We start from the raw sequence: 15847 nt of genomic DNA on the forward strand, positions 1-15847 counted from the left end.
TATATAAAAGGTGTCAAACTGTACTACAAAACTTACAAAATTAGCGATACTTAAAAATATATTAACTTAAAGTACTTGATTGTCGATTACAGGCAACAAGTGCTTTTTTTGTTTTAGTGTAGAAATAATGTGGTACAATCGCCTAGGGAAAATAAGACTTTAAAGAATGCACTAGATGCTATGAAAAATACTCCTATTCCAGTAGCAGTTAGGACGGTGGATACTGGAATAGGAATGAAGCTTCCTTATATAGAATCTTCAACTGTTGGAGAAGTAGCTGGAAAGTTTTCAAAGGCAAGTACGGCAGCTAAGGATGATGCTTATCAACTTGCTAAGGGTAGTGGTGGTTCAGGAGTTAGTAAGGAAGGTAGTGTGGCTAAGGGTACGGGTGAAACTCCTAAGATAACTGAAATAAAAGAGAAAGATCTTGGGAAGCACATTATTAAAGGGAAAAATGGAAGGAAAGAACTTGCGCCAAACGTGCGTTATGTTACCGAGGATGGTTATAAATATACAACAGATGAGCTTGGTAGAATAGTAGATGTTGAGGCAGGAGAATTAATACTTCAAAAAGGAAAACGAAACACAGGAATGCAAGTGGCTGCAGGAAGAGAAGATAGATTGCCGGATGATGATGGTGGGCATTTGATAGGGACGCAATTCCATGGATCCGGTGACATTGATAATTTAGTCGCTCAAAATAAACAGATTAATCGGTCAGGTGGAGAATGGGCTAATGCATTAGGTGGAAAGCCTCCTAAAAAAGTGACAGTAAAGATTGAACCAGTATATAGTGGGCAATCAATGAGACCAAATTCGTTCATGGTAGAATATCAAATTCAAGGGAAGAAACCGGTTATACGTGAAATTTTAAATAAAGCAGGAGGTAAATAATATGTCATTTGAAAATGAATTAAATAAACTTTATCGTAAAATTGCTGAAAAGATAAACGATATGATACCTGTTGAATGGGAAGAGTTTTACTTCAATGGTGAGATAATATGAAGTGACCTCCTAGATTATCAAGTCAGGGATTTTAACCCATAATAATGAATGAAAACATTATGAATGGGGTTATACCCTATGATAATAGGAGGCCACTATGGAAAATATAATATATATTGGGATGGATGTCCACAAGGAAAGTTTTAGCTTATGTGCACTACACGGAACAACTGGGGAAATTGTAAGAGAAGCACGATGTGCTTCAAATGTATCTCTCGTAAAAAAATTCGTTGAGAAACTGAAAACAAAATATGGTGAAGATATAAAAATTAAAGCTGGATATGAGGCTGGTTGTTTAGGGTATTCACTTCATAATCTTCTTGAACAAAATGGAATTGATTGTGATATTTTAGCTCCCACAACAATGTACAGTTCATCAAAAAACAAAATGGTGAAAAATGATAAATTCGATGCCAAAATGATTGCTCTTAATTTAGCAAATGGCACCTATAAAGAAGTATATGTTCCAGAAGAAGAGGATGTTGCCGTGAAAGAGTATATCCGCATGTTAGGTGATTTTAAAACATCTTTGAAAAAAATAAAACAACAGATAAAAGCATTCCTTTTAAGACATGGCTATGTGTATGAAGGGAAATCAAGCTGGACAATCGCTTATATGAAATGGTTAAAGAATCTTGATCTACAAGGATTATTCAAAGAAACGTTAGGCGAATACCTATTACAGTATGATGTTCTAGTCGATAAAATTGAGCGGTTCAGTTTGAGATTAGAAGAATTATCTCATCGTGAAAGGTACGAAGAACCAATCGCAAAGTTAAGATGCTTAAAAGGTATAGATACAACATCGGCAATGACTGTTCATGTGGAAATTGCAGACTTCACTCGTTTTCCCACGGCTAAAGCATTTATGGCTTATGTAGGATTGACGCCAAGCGAAAGCTCAAGTGGAGAGAAAATCAGTCGACGTTCGATTACAAAACAAGGAAATTCGACCGTTAGGTCTACTCTTGTAGAATGTGCAAATGCGTTGGTAAAAGGAGCAATCGGATTAAAATCGAAGCGAGTGAAAGCAAGACAAAAAGGGCAACGAAGCGAAGTGATTGCTTATGCGGATCAGGCTGTAGAAAGGTTACAAAGAAAATATTATCGCATGATATATCAAGGGAAGCCTAGAAATGTTGCCGTTACAGCTATCGCAAGAGAACTGGGGTGTTTTATATGGGGATTAGAAACAGGTAAAATTCACCGAAAATAAAGAGGGAAGGATATGAAGTTGATTGATTCATAGTTAGAAATCAAAGGTATCAATTGATGGCATAGATGAGCTTCAGAGATAGTGAATTACAGGTCTGGCTATCTATGACTCACCTCTTCTGGCATGGCTGAAATTCTGATAAACAAGCTATTTATTAGAATTTGAAAAGGTGTGATCCACGCAGTGAGATTATAAGAGCCTAACGACGAACCATTAACCTGAGGTAACCAATCCACGAATAACAGAGTGGTTAACTGTCGATAGATCTTATTTCTGAAGCTTTTGTATGCCATCAAGAAAAATATTATGGGTGAAAAACTATTGACAAAGGTCACTTCATAACAGGTGAAAGATGGGGAAGGAGGAGTTTATTTTTTCTATACAACCTTAGATGAAAAACAAGAATATAAATATTCACACTATATACCTAGAATGTATAATGTTGATAGAAAAATTTATAATCAATTTCTGCACGAATTATTTGATTTGACAGTTCAATTACAACAAGTATTTATTGATAATCAACAAGAGGCATGGTTTTCAGTTACAATGATTGTGAATGGTGAAGGGAAATTAACAGTTCGGTTTAGTTATGTTAACTGGAATGATTCAGAATTTGGACCTTCAGATAGAATTGAATATTTTGAGTATAAATATTTAAATAGAGAACTAACAGATGAAATAGACAAAGAACTGATGGCAAGAATGAAAAAGTATGAAGAAGAGCGGTCTTAATATAAAAAACATAGTGATTTTGTAAGTATTATAACCACATACATGAATAAAAAACAAAGTATATGTGAAGTAGACAGGAAAAATAATAGTGTGTTTGAAAATACGTACACCATGATGATTGTATCACCATGGTGTACAATGTGCATGAAACTAGCGAACTCGTACAAACTCGTAAGTTTTAACGTAGTAGTTGTTACCACATATAAAAGGTGTCATACTGTTACTACAAAACTTACAAATTTATGCTGCTTAAAAACAGATGAAACTTAAAGCACTTGATTGTCTATTTGAGGCAACAAGTGCTTTTTGCGTTTTAGCGTAGAAATAATGTGGTACAATCGCTTAAGGAAAATAATCTATTAAAAAATTTAAAAATACAAGGCTGGAAAACCGTAGATAAGATTAATGATGCGGACTACTTCATTAAAGGTCTAGTAGCCAAAGGTGTGGACTGACCACGAATAATAAAGTTGTTTAAAAAATCGTACAGAATTGAAATTTAATACCATCTTTTGAGTTTCTCGTATAATAAAAGGAATAATGTTTCGATATCTGTGGTTAGTTAATAAAAGGGAATGAGGTTTTGGGAGTGAAAATACCGCCACATATTACAGGTTTGAAAGCAATACATTTAAATTCCCATAATGAAAATGAAACAAAGAGAATATTTTATGATGTATTGAGGACATGTAAATTCAAAATAGTAGAATGGATACAACCACACTATCCCAAAAATTTTTTTGAAGTGATAGTGATAATAGACGATAAGGAATTTATTATTTTATTGCATGAGTTTTATCCTTTCTTAGCTTTTGCGGATAAAAATGTAGAAGGAAAAATTATTTTTAGTTTTATTGATATGCCCATATTAGAAAGTGAATTTGAAGCGTACTATCAAGTTTTGTCGAAAGCTTATTTAGAAAAGCCTTTTATACCTAGGGAACACAACTTAACAGAAGAATTAAAAGATGCTAAATATTGGCGACCAGAAAATATCGGTGAAGTAATTTTTAATGTTTGGGATTGAATATTAAAGGGGTGATTATTAATTATTAGCTATCCAGAAATTAAACACTTTTATTATTCACTTAAATGAAAAAGTGCAACAAATAAAACTTATTTTTAAACAACTTTAATAACCTCGTACCAAATTAACAGGCAGAAGGTTATTGCATTTCTAGACACAAAATTAAACAACTTGATTATCACTGCACATGAACTCCGTATCCCTATTCGTTAAAGGTGTAGAAATACTGCCAGATGGAAGTGTCGCTAGAACTGGAACGAACTATAGCGGGAAATTCCAAGAAGCCCATGATGCCTCAAAGGCGAGTATTCAGAGTAGGATCTCGAATTTGGAGAGTGGTGGGGTTAAGGGTACGGGTAATAGAGAGGCTGAAGTTCCACCTGCTTTTAGACAAACTGATTTTGCTAGTTCTTATGAGGCAAGGCTTAATCAGACACCTGCATTAGAGAATCCAAAGGTTGAATTTGAGGGAATACGGGGTGAATCTAAGTGCATACTTAAGCCACCACCAGACCGTCAATTAAAACAAATTTTAGATGAAGTTGGGATTGAGGGTATTCAATATAAAAATGCAGTTCCTGACTTTTCACCAACAGCAAAGGCACAAGTTGAAATCAACTATATGCTTGGAGGAAAAGGAACTTATGGAGGGAAAGCCAGACGAGCTAATTTTGTTCAATCAGACCAAAAATTAGCTGACCAGATTAATGGTTCACCTGAATTAGCAAGTCAATTTGGGATGGAATCTGGTAAAATCAGTGCAAGAGATATAAAAAAATATCGAGAAAAAAATAAATTAACATGGCATGAATTAAATGATGTTAAAACAATGCAACTCGTGCCAACAAAAATAAATAGTGAATTCGGACACCTTGGTGGTGTAGGGGAAATAAACGCAGGAGCTTTTAAACCTGGAGGGTTTGCTAATAAATAAAAAGAGGAGATTTTAAAATGACTATAAACGATCCAATTTTTGGTGAACTTGAGTATGAGTATGGTTGGACTAAGGATACCATTATTCGTTTTTTTGGAAAAGAATCTGAGATATCTTTGATGATAGATGGTGAAGAAGATGGAGAGTTTGATGAAGAGCAGTATATGGCATATCAAGCATTAATGCAGAATTGGGAGGATTTACAGCCAAGTTTATTGCAATCAATATTAGACTATTACAAACAAAAGCGACATGAACTAGGTTATGATATTGGATTAAATGAAAATTATCCATTAATTGAAACACCTGATCAAATACTAGAAATGATAACTTTAGATGGAATTGTTGTTCCATATGCGGATATTTTTGAAGGGCGAGATATTGGAATTACATTTAACTGTACATGGGATATAGAAAATGGATTAGGGCTTCGTCTATTAAATGAAAAAATAATTGAAGTAGGTTATCAGGATGTTGCAATTTAAAACAGGCTGTTAAAAAGTAAAGACTCATGATGGTTGTACCGTCATGGAGTACTGTGTGCAATGATAGAATAGAAAATAAAGTACGAGCTTAGGCGAGATAACATTTTAATGGGTGATGAATATAAACACATGGAATGTATATTAAACTAACGAACTCGTACAAACTCGTAAGTTTTAATATAGTATTTGTCATGATGTACAAAAGGTGTCATACTGTTACTACAAAACTTACAAATTTACGCAACTTAAAAACATATGAACTTAAAGCACTTGATTGTCAATTAAAGGCAACAAGTGCTTTTTTGCGTTTTAGCGTAGAAATTTAAAAGAGCATTATAATTTTATAAGTGGATTAAGTGTTAAATTTTTATTGTTGTTTTATAGATTGTAATGGCTATGTACAGTGTACGACGATAGTAGAGGGGAAAATAAAGGGTTGTGTTATTTTTTGAAGTCATCGTAAAGTACGTTTTAACGGATGGACGTTATGCATACGTTATCCGCAAAAAACGGGTAAACGTTACAGGGACTTTAATTGCTGTAACGGGAAGGGGCTCAATATGGGAGAGAAAGTAGTTGGTTATGTACGAGTTTCAACGGAAGGACAAGTGCGTGAAGGGTATAGCCTAACGTATCAAGTAGAAGAAATTGAACGGTACTGCATCGAAAATAAACTACAACTGCTTCACATATACGAAGATAAAGGAATCAGCGGAGCGAAAGTAGATGAAGATGGATTAACAGTTGAACGTGAAGGTCTACAAGAGCTATTGTCGGATATGGCATATCATCAAGTGAGCAAAGTTATTGTACTAAATACATCTCGGTTATGGCGCTCTGATATGGCAAAAGTGTTAATACAACGAGAGCTAAAGAAACACAAGGTAGATGTGAAAGCAATTGAACAACCAAATTATAGTATATACACGCATGACCCAAATGACTTTTTAGTAAATGGTATGTTAGAGCTATTAGATCAATATCAACGTCTTGAGATTGCATTAAAGCTAAGTAGAGGCAGAAAGAAAAAAGCAGAACAAGGTGGATATGCGGGGGGCGGTGTGATGTTTGGTTATAGAGTAAAGAAAGGACAAAAAGTGTTAGAGGTAGATGCGGAGAAAGCGATAGTTGTACGTAGACTATTTGAATTAAGACACTTTTTTAAACATTGGTCGCTAACTCAATTGGCAGAACGACTAAATAGGGAAGGGTATTGTACTGAGAAAGGAAAGCTGTTTACGAAAGTACAAGTGAAACGCATGTTAGATAGAGAGAACTTTTATCGAGGGGTGTATACATACGGGCAAATACAAACAAATGGGAAGCATCCAGCAATTATATAAAAGTCGTACTTAAAAAAATCGCTCATTTTACTATATGTACTTATGAAATTATGAAAATGGATAGGCTTGCGTACCTATGCGCATCGGAAGATGAACGCTCGAACTAAGGTTGCCGACATTTTTATATATGACTAAATCATTGGATAGAGGGATGAGTTATGCATAATAGACAAAACTATTTGTATGTAGGAGTAGATTTACATAAGGAGCATCATACGGCTGTTATTATTAATTGTTGGCAAGAGAAACTAGGAGAAATACAATTTGATAATAAACCATCTGCATTTTCGAAGTTCTTATTAGAAGTAGAGACATATGTGAGTGATGGTTTATCAGTTGTATTTGGTTTAGAAGATGTTGGTGGTTATGGAAGAGCGTTAGCGAAATATTTAGTAGATCACGAACAGGTAGTAAAAGAGGTAAACCCAGCTTTATCATTTTTAGAACGAAAAAGCCAAGTGATGATACACAAAAATGATAGTTGGGATGCGGAATGTGTGGCACGCATATTGATAAACAAATTTAATCAATTACCAGATGCAAAGCCAAACGATTTATTATGGTCAATACAACAACTGGTTTCAAGAAGGAATGCATTAGTAAAAGCACAAAGTTCATTAAAGAACCAATTACATATTCAATTAAACCACCATTATCCAAGTTATAAAAAGTTTTTCTCAGAGTTAGATGGAAAAACAGCATTAGCGTTTTGGCAGCAATATCCGTCACCCTCTTGTTTAGAGGGGGCGAATATAAAGCAATTAACAGCTTTTTTATTAGATGTTAGTAACAATACATGTTCAGTAAAGAAAGCAAGTGACATATTAAAACTTGTAAAAGAAGATGGACATACAGTGAAGGAATATCAAGAAACACGAGACTTTTTAGTAAGAAGTATTGTACGGGACATTGAGTTTAAAAAGACAGAAATGAAATACATCGAAAGAGAATTAAAACAGTTAGTAAATCTACTAGATTATCAATTAGAGACGATGCCGGGAATAGAACTTGTGACGGCATCGGCATTAATTGCAGAAATTGGGGATGTAAGGCGATTTTCAAATGCCAATAAATTAGCACGATTTGCGGGGATTGCACCTGTTTACTTTGGTTCTGGTGGGAAAGGTAAGACACACAAAAGCAAACAAGGAAACAGGGCGCTACACGCTTTATTTTATAATTTAGCTGTACAACAAGTGCAAGTAGCGAAAGGAAGTAAGTTACCTAGAAACCCAGTGTTTCATGCATACTATCAAAAGAAACTTAAAGAGGGAAAAACAAAAGGACAAGCATTGGTATGTATTATGAGAAGGCTTGTAAACATTGTATATGGCATGATGAAATATAAAACAGCTTATGAGTTGCCGGTAGTGGAAGAAAAAGAAGTAGTTTAATAAGGTTTTACATGGTTTGCTTTTTTATTGTGAGAGTTTAAGATTACAACATAGGGTACGGGTGAAGCTACTAGACTTATTCCAGGTACCCCTGGAAAGGTTACAGGAGGTAGTTCTACAAAATTAGGGCAAAATTTATTGGAATCCATGGGGCTTCCACGTTCTGCATCACGGAAAGGATATCAGGCGCAACATATAATACCTAAAAATTTAAGAAATCATCCGGTATTAAAGAAAATTGGAATGGATATGGATCATGCTGATAACGGGATATTTTTACCGATACCAGCAAAAGATCCAAGTGCTTTGTCTAGGCATAGAGGATTTCATAGTGTATATAATAATGTGGTTAAAGATCAGTTAGATAAATTAAATATCAATCAAAGTATTAAGGAGTTGGAACAACAAGTATTTGAATTGCAACAAAAATTAAAAAAAGGTACAGAAAGTGGCTTGCCATTATACAAATCAAAGGTATTAGAAATTGGTATTGAGAAGTTTTACAAAACAAAATTAAATGAAGAAATAAAGATTTGGCAAAGAGGTGGCGGTGCTACTGAAGAACTTTGGGAAAGGTGGATAAATAAATGAAGTACGGAAAAAACACTCAATTAGTCGAAGAGGTTATTAATTTTATTACAAATTTACAACTTTTTCATAATGAAAACCTTCTAAATCGTGATGTTGTTATGGTTAATGAGTATGAAAGAGCACAAGAATTGGCATGGTCTCAAGATTTGGATGAGGTTGAAAACGTTTGGGAAGATATTAAATCCTCAGAAGGTGGGGAAATAATAGGACAATTATATGAGCATGATTTAAACTCTATGGAGCGTCCTATAAGGGAGATTATTCAATCATCTGAGAACTATCCAGGTGATTTTGTATTACAATATATTGATATTTTTGAAGAAATAATTGGAGATTTACATATGTGTGCACTAAATCGTTTAGTAAATGGAAAAGTTGATAATTTTTATGAAAGAATCTTTGAGGTTTATAAGCTTGGGGGATGGCCTTGTGGATGGGAAGGTGAATATCCACAAGGGAGAATAATTGTATATTCACCAGATAAAAAATAAAGTATATTTGTAGTGGAAAGAAAAACAATAAGTGGTTTAAAAGTAGAGACCCATGATGGTTGTACCATCATGGAGTATTACGTACAATGATAGAACAGAAAACGAGGTGCGAGCTTAGGTGAGATGACATTTTACCGAAAGATGAATATAAACGCATGGAAGAGACATAAAATTAACGAACTCGTACAAGCTCGTTAGTTTTAAATTAATATTTGTCACGATATATATAAGGTGTCATACTATTATTATAAAACTTATAAATTAAAGCTACTTAAAAACAGATGAACTTAAAGCGCTTGATTGTCAATTATGGCAACAAGTGCTTTTTTGCATTTTAGAGTAGAAATAAGTTGGTAAACGTATAATTTTATAAATGTATTAAGTGTTAAATTTTATAAACTGTAGTGGCTTTGTACAGTGTACGACACTACTAGAGAAAAAACTATTGTAAAAATAAAGGGTTGTATTATGTTTTGAAGTCATCGTAAAGTACGTTTTAACGGATTTACGTTACGAACACGTTATCCGCAAAAAAACGGATAAACGTTACAGGGACTCAAATTACTGTAACGGGAGGGGATTTATGATGGGAAAGAAAGTAGTTGGTTACATACGAGTTTCAACGGAAGGACAAGTACGTGATGGGTATAGTTTAGCGTATCAAATAGAAGAGATTGAACGTTACTGTAACGAAAATAATTTAGAACTACTTCGTGTGTATGAAGATAGAGGATTAAGCGGAGCGACTGTTGATGAAGAGGGATTAACAGTTGAACGTGATGGACTACAAGAGCTATTGTCCGATATGGCGTATAAACAAGTAAGCTATGTTGTTGTGTTGAATACATCACGATTGTGGCGCTCTGATATGGTGAAAGTATTGATACAACGAGAACTAAAGAAACATGAAGTAGATGTGAAGGCAATTGAACAATCAAGCTATAGTATTTACACACATGATCCAAATGACTTTTTGGTGAATGGCATGTTAGAACTATTAGACCAATATCAAAGACTTGAAATTGCATTGAAGTTAAGTAGAGGTAGAAAGAAGAAGGCTGAACGAGGTGGATATGCAGGTGGTGGCGTACTTTTTGGCTACAAGGCCAAAAAAGGACAAAAGGTGTTAGAAGTAGATGCTGGGAAAGCAGTAGTTGTACGTAGACTATTTGAGTTAAGACACATTTTTAAACATTGGTCACTTACCCAATTGGCAGAACAATTGAATGTAGAAGGCTACTGCACAGCGAAAGGTAAACAATTTACGAAAGTACAAGTGAAACGCATGTTAGATAGAGAGAATTTTTATCGTGGCATGTATAAATACGGGAAAATACAAACAAAAGGACAACATGCAGCAATTATTTTATAAACTCACTTAAAAAATTAGCTCATTTTACTATACATACTACTAAAGAGATGAAAAATGGATAGGCTTGCGTACCTATGCGCATCGAAAGATGAACGCTCGAACTAAGGTTGCCGACATTTTTGTATATGACTAAATCATTGAATAGAGGGATGAGTTATGCATAATAGACAGAACTATTTGTATGTAGGAGTAGATTTACATAAGGAGCATCATACGGCTGTTATTATTAATTGTTGGCAAGAGAAATTAGGAGAAATACAATTTGAGAATAAACCATCTGCATTTTCGAAGTTTTTATTAGAAGTAGAGACATATGTGAGTGATGGTTTATCAGTTGTATTTGGTTTAGAGGATGTTGGCGGTTATGGAAGAGCATTAGCGAAATATTTAGTAGATCATGAACAAGTAGTGAAAGAAGTAAATCCAGCTTTATCATTTTTAGAACGAAAGAGCCAAGTGATGATACAAAAAAATGATAGTTGGGATGCGGAATGCATAGCCCGTATACTAATAAATAAGTTAAATCAATTACCAGATGCAAAGCCAAACGATTTATTTTGGTCGATACAACAACTAGTGTCAAGAAGGAATGCATTAGTAAAAGCACAAAGTGCGTTAAAGAACCAATTACATATTCAATTAAACCACCATTATCCAAGTTATAAAAAGTTTTTCTCAGAGTTAGATGGAAAAACAGCATTAGCATTTTGGCAGCAATATCCGTCACCCTCTTGTTTAGAGGGGGCAAATATAAAACAATTAACAGCTTTTTTATTAGATGTTAGCAACAATACATGTTCAGTAAAGAAAGCAAGCGACATATTAAAACTTGTAAAAGAAGATGGACATACAATGAAGGAATATCAAGAAACACGAGACTTTTTAGTAAGAAGTATTGTACGGGACATTGAGTTTAAAAAGACAGAAATGAAATACATCGAAAGAGAATTAAAACAGCTAGTAAATCTACTAGATTATCAATTAGAGACGATGCCGGGAATAGAACTTGTGACGGCATCGGCATTAATTGCAGAAATTGGGGATGTAAGGCGATTTTCAAATGCCAATAAATTAGCACGATTTGCGGGGATTGCACCTGTTTACTTTGGTTCTGGTGGGAAAGGTAAGACACACAAAAGCAAACAAGGAAACAGGGCGCTACACGCTTTATTTTATAATTTAGCTGTACAACAAGTGCAAGTAGCAAAAGGGAGTAAGATGCCACGAAATCCAGTGTTTCATGCGTACTATCAAAAGAAGCTTAAAGAAGGAAAAACAAAAGGACAAGCATTGGTATGTATTATGAGAAGGCTTGTAAACATTGTATATGGCATGATGAAATATAAAACAGCTTATGAATTGCCGGTAGTGGAAGAAAAAGAAGTAGTTTAATAAGGTTTTACATGGTTTGCTTTTTTATTGTGAGGGTTTAAGATTACAACATAGGGTACGGGTGAGACTCCTAAGATAACTGAAATAAAAGAGAAAGATCTTGGGAAGCACATTGTTAAAGGAAAAAATGGAAGGAAAGAACTTGCGCCAAACGTACGTTATATCACTGAGGATGGTTATAAATATACAACAGATGAGCTTGGTAGAATAGTAGATGTTGAGGCGGAAGGATTAATACTTCAAAAAGGAAAACGAAACACAGGAATGCAAGTGGCTGCAGGAAGAGAAGATAGATTGCCTGATGATGATGGTGGGCACTTGATAGGGACGCAATTCCATGGATCCGGTGATATTGATAATTTAATCGCTCAAAATAAACAAATTAATCGTTCGGGTGGAGAATGGTATAATATGGAGAAATAATGGGCTAATGCATTAGGTGGGAAGCCTCCTAAAAAAGTATCAGTAAAAATTGAACCAGTATACTTAGGTTCATCGCTAAGACCAAACTCATTTAAAATAAAATACCAAATTGAAGGCCAACGTAAGGTAATACGTGAAATACTTAATAAAACAGGAGGTTGATGTAAAAGTGTTCGAATTAGAATTAAATAAAATCTATCAAAATATAGCGCAAAAAATAAATGATACAATTCCCGTAGAATGGGATATCTTTTATTTTAATGCAGAGATTTATAACCAAGAGGGTGGGGTATTATTCTTTTTCAATACCCCAGATAGATCGGATGAATATATATATTCCCATGATATACCAGATGTATTTAATGTGAGTGAAAAAGAATATGATAAGACATATGATGAATTATTTCATTTAAGTGTAGAGTTACAGGAAATATTTATAAAAAATAATCAGGAACCTTGGTATTCTTTTGATATGATTGTGACATCTGAGGGGAAAGTAAAAATTCATTATGGGTATACTAAATGGTATCAATCTACTTTTGGACCGAATGACCGAGTGGATTATTTTGAATATAAATATTTAGGGAAGAAACCTAGTAATGAAAATGAGCGAAGAAAATTCGAAGAGATGAAAGAATATGAAGAGCAAAATAAATCTTAAAATATTTTTTTGTTAAATTAAGGAATGTATTATTAGCGAGTAAATATGTAAAATATCCAAATTAACTAGCTTTAGTTGGACTATTGAAAGAAGAATAGTGACGGATTAATGTTACTTATAGAACATATGAAGTTAAAGCACTTTATTGTCTACTTGAGGCAACGAGTGCTTTTTTAATAGATAAACATGCTGTAAATTTTTAGAAATTATTTTTTATGAATTCAGGCTAACAAAAATTACAAGTATTATATAATTGAAATTAAACTAGCAAAAGGTGTGGACTCCGTAACCCCATTCGCTAAAGGTGTAGAAATAATGCCAGATGGAAGTGTCGTTAGATCTGGAACGAACTATAGCGGAAAATTCCAAGAAGCCCATGATGCCTCAAAGGCGAGTATTCAGAGTAGGATCTCGAATTTGGAGAGTGGTGGGGTTAAGGGTACGGGTAAAAATCCAGAAATAGTGAAATTTACAGAGGAACAATTATCTACTAAACCCTTATATTCTAGAAATCCTGAAAAATGGCAGAAAAAAGGTGGGAAAATCGAAATTAGTGAGGAAGGAATATGGACTTATATTGATTGGGAGATTCCTCCAAATCGAGTTTCTTATCCTGGAGGTTTTCCCAACTTTAAATCTGCTGGGTTGGTAAGACAAGAAGTTCCGATAGGTGAATTTAATAGATATGACATTGATTTTGCTAAAGCTGATGAATTAGCTCCAAATGGACCAAAATTAGATGAAAACACATGGCACCATCATCAAGATTTAACAACAATGCAAGAAGTTAGTAAAGAGATACACAGAAGATTTCGACATATGGGTGGAATGTCATTAGCTAAGAAGTTAAAAGATTAAATAGGAGTGAAATAAATGAATTTAAATGCTTTTGGTAAAGCAACTGAAGAATCAATTGAAGAATTAGAAGAGTTTTTAGGATTTTTACTTCCGGAAGATTATAAAAAATTTTTAAGTGAATATAACGGAGGGACTTCGAAAGTTAGGTATAGTAAATTTTTTGTTAAAGAATTAAATCAGGAAATCCCTTTAGATGTTTTGTATGGTATAGGTGTAACAAAAACTTTTGATTTAAGTGAATGCTATGAAGAGTTTGAAGAAGATATGTTACCGACCAGTTTAATCATAGGAGATGATCCGAATTCAGGGTTAATTGTACTTATTACAGATACTGAAAACCATGGTGTATATTATTGGGATCAATCTTTTTATTTTCCACAGTCTAGTGAAGAAGAAAATACGTATAAAATAGCTGATAGCTTTAAGGATTTTATTAATGGATTGAAGAATCCTTAATTACCAGCTTTTGTATGTTGTAATTAATAATTTAAGATATTAAGCAAATATACGAAATGGGTTACAGTAACTTTATACATGAGAATGCTAAAAAATGTGGTACTTGGTTAAAGATAACAATCATATATGTAGATGAATAGAAAATAAAGTGTATTTGCAGTGGAAAAAAAGTAGGCTATTAAAAAGTGCATACTTCAAAACACATGGAATGCATATTAAACTAACGAACTGATAGAAACTCGTAAGTTTTAATGTAGTAGTTGTCATGACATATAAAAGGTGTCGTACTGTTACTAAAAAACTTACAGATTTATGCTATTTAAAAATACATGAACTTAAAGCACTTGATTGTCTCCGAAAGGCAACGAGTGCTTTTTTATTAGATAGACATGCTATAAATTTTTAGAAATTATTTTTTATGAATTCAGGCTAACATAAATTATTAGTATTATATAATTGAAAATACATTAGCAAAAGGTGTGGACTCCGTAACCCCATTCGTTAAAGGTGTAGAAATAATGCCAGATGGAAGTGTCGTTAGATCTGGAACGAACTATAGCGGAAAATTCCAAGAAGCCCATGATGCCTCAAAGGCGAGTATTCAGAGTAGGGTCTCGAATTTGGAGAGTGGTGGGGTTAAGGAGACAGGTGAAGGTAGTAATACAAACCCAAACAAAATTAAACTAACTTCAGAACGAGAAAAATACTATCGAATGAAAATAGATGAAGCCAAAGCGCGAGGAGATTATAAGGCAGCAGATGATATTAGATATGATTGTCATTGTGAAGAAACAAAACAACCTTTAGAGCGTAAAGATTGGGACGCTAGGACTGAAAATTTAAGGAAGAGCCAAGAGCGTGGAAGAGAAGAAGAAATAAAAGGGAGAAAAGCCTTGGGAGAACATCTTGATCGCCAATTAGAAGACAATAACGCTGGTGAGGTTGTTACATATACATCTAGTAGATGTTTAACGTTTAAATATAGGAAGAAAAACAATTAAGCTTTTATTTTATTTAAAATGGATACTCTATTAGTAGTGAATAATAAATAATTTTGCTTTGCTGTCTTAATTAAAATACGATCAGTTGTACCATATGCTGTTCCAATTCGGATTGCGCTTTTTTCTTCAACACCAGCATATGTATTATCTTCCGTTACCTCAGTGATTTCACATAATGGAATATGAATTTTAGAGAATTGCCATGAAATAATTAATTCATCTTTTGTTTTTTCAACATGAATACCTAACATATTACCAGAACCTTTCTATAATAAAATTTCACTCGTACTATTTTATTATACAAATTTATAAATTATATTTCTATTTTTTTACAGAGAGTATACAATTAACAACGAGAAAAAGGTTCATAATTACTTTCATTCCTATTATAACAAATTCTACAATAGAAAACAGAACGTATATTTGGTATAATCAAAATATACTATATGAAACGATGTACAT

General features: G+C 33.7%; 16 protein-coding genes and 3 pseudogenes. 18 read left to right on the plus strand and 1 reads right to left on the minus strand.

The features are described from left to right. The first annotated feature begins 129 nt into the window (after positions 1 to 129). The 18 genes and pseudogenes from MHI28_RS00385 to MHI28_RS00470 all read left to right on the plus strand — a co-directional run. Positions 130 to 894: a DNA/RNA non-specific endonuclease gene (locus tag MHI28_RS00385; RefSeq protein ID WP_000250845.1), complete on the plus strand. Its 765-nt coding sequence runs from the start codon at positions 130 to 132 to the stop codon at positions 892 to 894. A gap of 1 nt (position 895) precedes the next feature. Beyond that, positions 896 to 1000 (plus strand): annotated as a pseudogene (locus MHI28_RS00390) (immunity protein YezG family protein); the annotation flags it as partial. A 103-nt stretch (positions 1001 to 1103) separates the two neighbouring features. After that, positions 1104 to 2222, plus strand: coding sequence for an IS110 family transposase (locus tag MHI28_RS00395; RefSeq protein WP_277548338.1), 1119 nt, complete (start codon positions 1104 to 1106; stop codon positions 2220 to 2222). A gap of 345 nt (positions 2223 to 2567) precedes the next feature. Beyond that, positions 2568 to 2957: an immunity protein YezG family protein gene (locus MHI28_RS00400; RefSeq protein WP_340827545.1), complete on the plus strand. Its 390-nt coding sequence runs from the start codon at positions 2568 to 2570 to the stop codon at positions 2955 to 2957. A gap of 589 nt (positions 2958 to 3546) precedes the next feature. Continuing rightward, the gene (locus MHI28_RS00405) at positions 3547 to 3984 is read left to right on the plus strand and encodes a hypothetical protein (RefSeq protein WP_000701307.1); all 438 of its coding nucleotides are present in this window, start codon (positions 3547 to 3549) and stop codon (positions 3982 to 3984) included. A gap of 187 nt (positions 3985 to 4171) precedes the next feature. Then, the gene (locus MHI28_RS00410; protein WP_001089677.1) at positions 4172 to 4918 is read left to right on the plus strand and encodes an HNH endonuclease; all 747 of its coding nucleotides are present in this window, start codon (positions 4172 to 4174) and stop codon (positions 4916 to 4918) included. A gap of 17 nt (positions 4919 to 4935) precedes the next feature. Next, positions 4936 to 5403 carry a DUF6985 domain-containing protein gene (locus MHI28_RS00415; protein WP_000154329.1) on the plus strand — a complete coding sequence of 156 codons (468 nt, stop codon included), beginning with the start codon at positions 4936 to 4938 and terminating at the stop codon, positions 5401 to 5403. 560 nt (positions 5404 to 5963) lie between these two features. Next, positions 5964 to 6746, plus strand: a complete 783-nt coding sequence (locus MHI28_RS00420; RefSeq protein ID WP_000504229.1) for a recombinase family protein — start codon at positions 5964 to 5966, stop codon at positions 6744 to 6746. Between the two features lie 158 nt (positions 6747 to 6904). Continuing rightward, a complete protein-coding gene (locus tag MHI28_RS00425; RefSeq protein ID WP_000551890.1) occupies positions 6905 to 8140 on the plus strand; it encodes an IS110 family transposase in 1236 nt (411 codons plus the stop codon). Between the two features lie 78 nt (positions 8141 to 8218). Next, entirely contained in the window at positions 8219 to 8731 is a 513-nt protein-coding gene (locus tag MHI28_RS00430; protein WP_044784602.1) for an AHH domain-containing protein, read from the plus strand. Then, the gene (locus MHI28_RS00435) at positions 8728 to 9222 is read left to right on the plus strand and encodes a hypothetical protein (RefSeq protein WP_000873545.1); all 495 of its coding nucleotides are present in this window, start codon (positions 8728 to 8730) and stop codon (positions 9220 to 9222) included. Before MHI28_RS00430 ends, MHI28_RS00435 begins: the two co-directional genes overlap by 4 nt. Before the next feature lie 586 nt (positions 9223 to 9808). Then, on the plus strand, positions 9809 to 10594 hold the full coding sequence (locus MHI28_RS00440) for a recombinase family protein (protein ID WP_340827546.1): 786 nt from the start codon (positions 9809 to 9811) through the stop codon (positions 10592 to 10594). 156 nt (positions 10595 to 10750) lie between these two features. Beyond that, positions 10751 to 11986 (plus strand): IS110 family transposase, encoded by a 1236-nt coding sequence (locus MHI28_RS00445; RefSeq protein WP_086413314.1) that lies wholly within the window; start codon positions 10751 to 10753, stop codon positions 11984 to 11986. A 207-nt stretch (positions 11987 to 12193) separates the two neighbouring features. Next, positions 12194 to 12571 (plus strand): annotated as a pseudogene (locus MHI28_RS00450) (DNA/RNA non-specific endonuclease). A 7-nt stretch (positions 12572 to 12578) separates the two neighbouring features. Further along, positions 12579 to 13070, plus strand: coding sequence for an immunity protein YezG family protein (locus MHI28_RS00455; protein WP_000462360.1), 492 nt, complete (start codon positions 12579 to 12581; stop codon positions 13068 to 13070). 276 nt (positions 13071 to 13346) lie between these two features. Continuing rightward, positions 13347 to 13928, plus strand: a complete 582-nt coding sequence (locus MHI28_RS00460; RefSeq protein WP_097825875.1) for an HNH endonuclease — start codon at positions 13347 to 13349, stop codon at positions 13926 to 13928. 15 nt (positions 13929 to 13943) lie between these two features. Next, positions 13944 to 14384 carry an SMI1/KNR4 family protein gene (locus MHI28_RS00465; protein ID WP_001052206.1) on the plus strand — a complete coding sequence of 147 codons (441 nt, stop codon included), beginning with the start codon at positions 13944 to 13946 and terminating at the stop codon, positions 14382 to 14384. A gap of 479 nt (positions 14385 to 14863) precedes the next feature. Beyond that, positions 14864 to 15346: pseudogene (locus MHI28_RS00470) on the plus strand (ADP-ribosyltransferase); the annotation flags it as partial. 35 nt (positions 15347 to 15381) lie between these two features. On the opposite strand, the gene MHI28_RS00475 reads toward MHI28_RS00470, so the two are convergent. Next, positions 15382 to 15636 carry a SunI/YnzG family protein gene (locus tag MHI28_RS00475; protein ID WP_000900618.1) on the minus strand — a complete coding sequence of 85 codons (255 nt, stop codon included), beginning with the start codon at positions 15634 to 15636 and terminating at the stop codon, positions 15382 to 15384. Positions 15637 to 15847: the final 211 nt, after the last annotated feature.

It is taken from the genome of Bacillus sp. FSL K6-0268, assembly GCF_038005425.1.
Classification (GTDB): Bacteria; Bacillota; Bacilli; order Bacillales; family Bacillaceae_G; genus Bacillus_A; species Bacillus_A thuringiensis_S.

Coding starts and splice junctions, on each gene's coding strand:
- MHI28_RS00410 (WP_001089677.1), top strand. CDS start 4,172: ATGAACTCCGTATCCCTATTCGTTAAAGGTGTAGAAATACTGCCAGAT.
- MHI28_RS00475 (WP_000900618.1), bottom strand. CDS start 15,636: ATGTTAGGTATTCATGTTGAAAAAACAAAAGATGAATTAATTATTTCA.
- MHI28_RS00420 (WP_000504229.1), top strand. CDS start 5,964: ATGGGAGAGAAAGTAGTTGGTTATGTACGAGTTTCAACGGAAGGACAA.
- MHI28_RS00465 (WP_001052206.1), top strand. CDS start 13,944: ATGAATTTAAATGCTTTTGGTAAAGCAACTGAAGAATCAATTGAAGAA.
- MHI28_RS00395 (WP_277548338.1), top strand. CDS start 1,104: ATGGAAAATATAATATATATTGGGATGGATGTCCACAAGGAAAGTTTT.
- MHI28_RS00445 (WP_086413314.1), top strand. CDS start 10,751: ATGCATAATAGACAGAACTATTTGTATGTAGGAGTAGATTTACATAAG.
- MHI28_RS00415 (WP_000154329.1), top strand. CDS start 4,936: ATGACTATAAACGATCCAATTTTTGGTGAACTTGAGTATGAGTATGGT.
- MHI28_RS00440 (WP_340827546.1), top strand. CDS start 9,809: ATGGGAAAGAAAGTAGTTGGTTACATACGAGTTTCAACGGAAGGACAA.
- MHI28_RS00425 (WP_000551890.1), top strand. CDS start 6,905: ATGCATAATAGACAAAACTATTTGTATGTAGGAGTAGATTTACATAAG.
- MHI28_RS00435 (WP_000873545.1), top strand. CDS start 8,728: ATGAAGTACGGAAAAAACACTCAATTAGTCGAAGAGGTTATTAATTTT.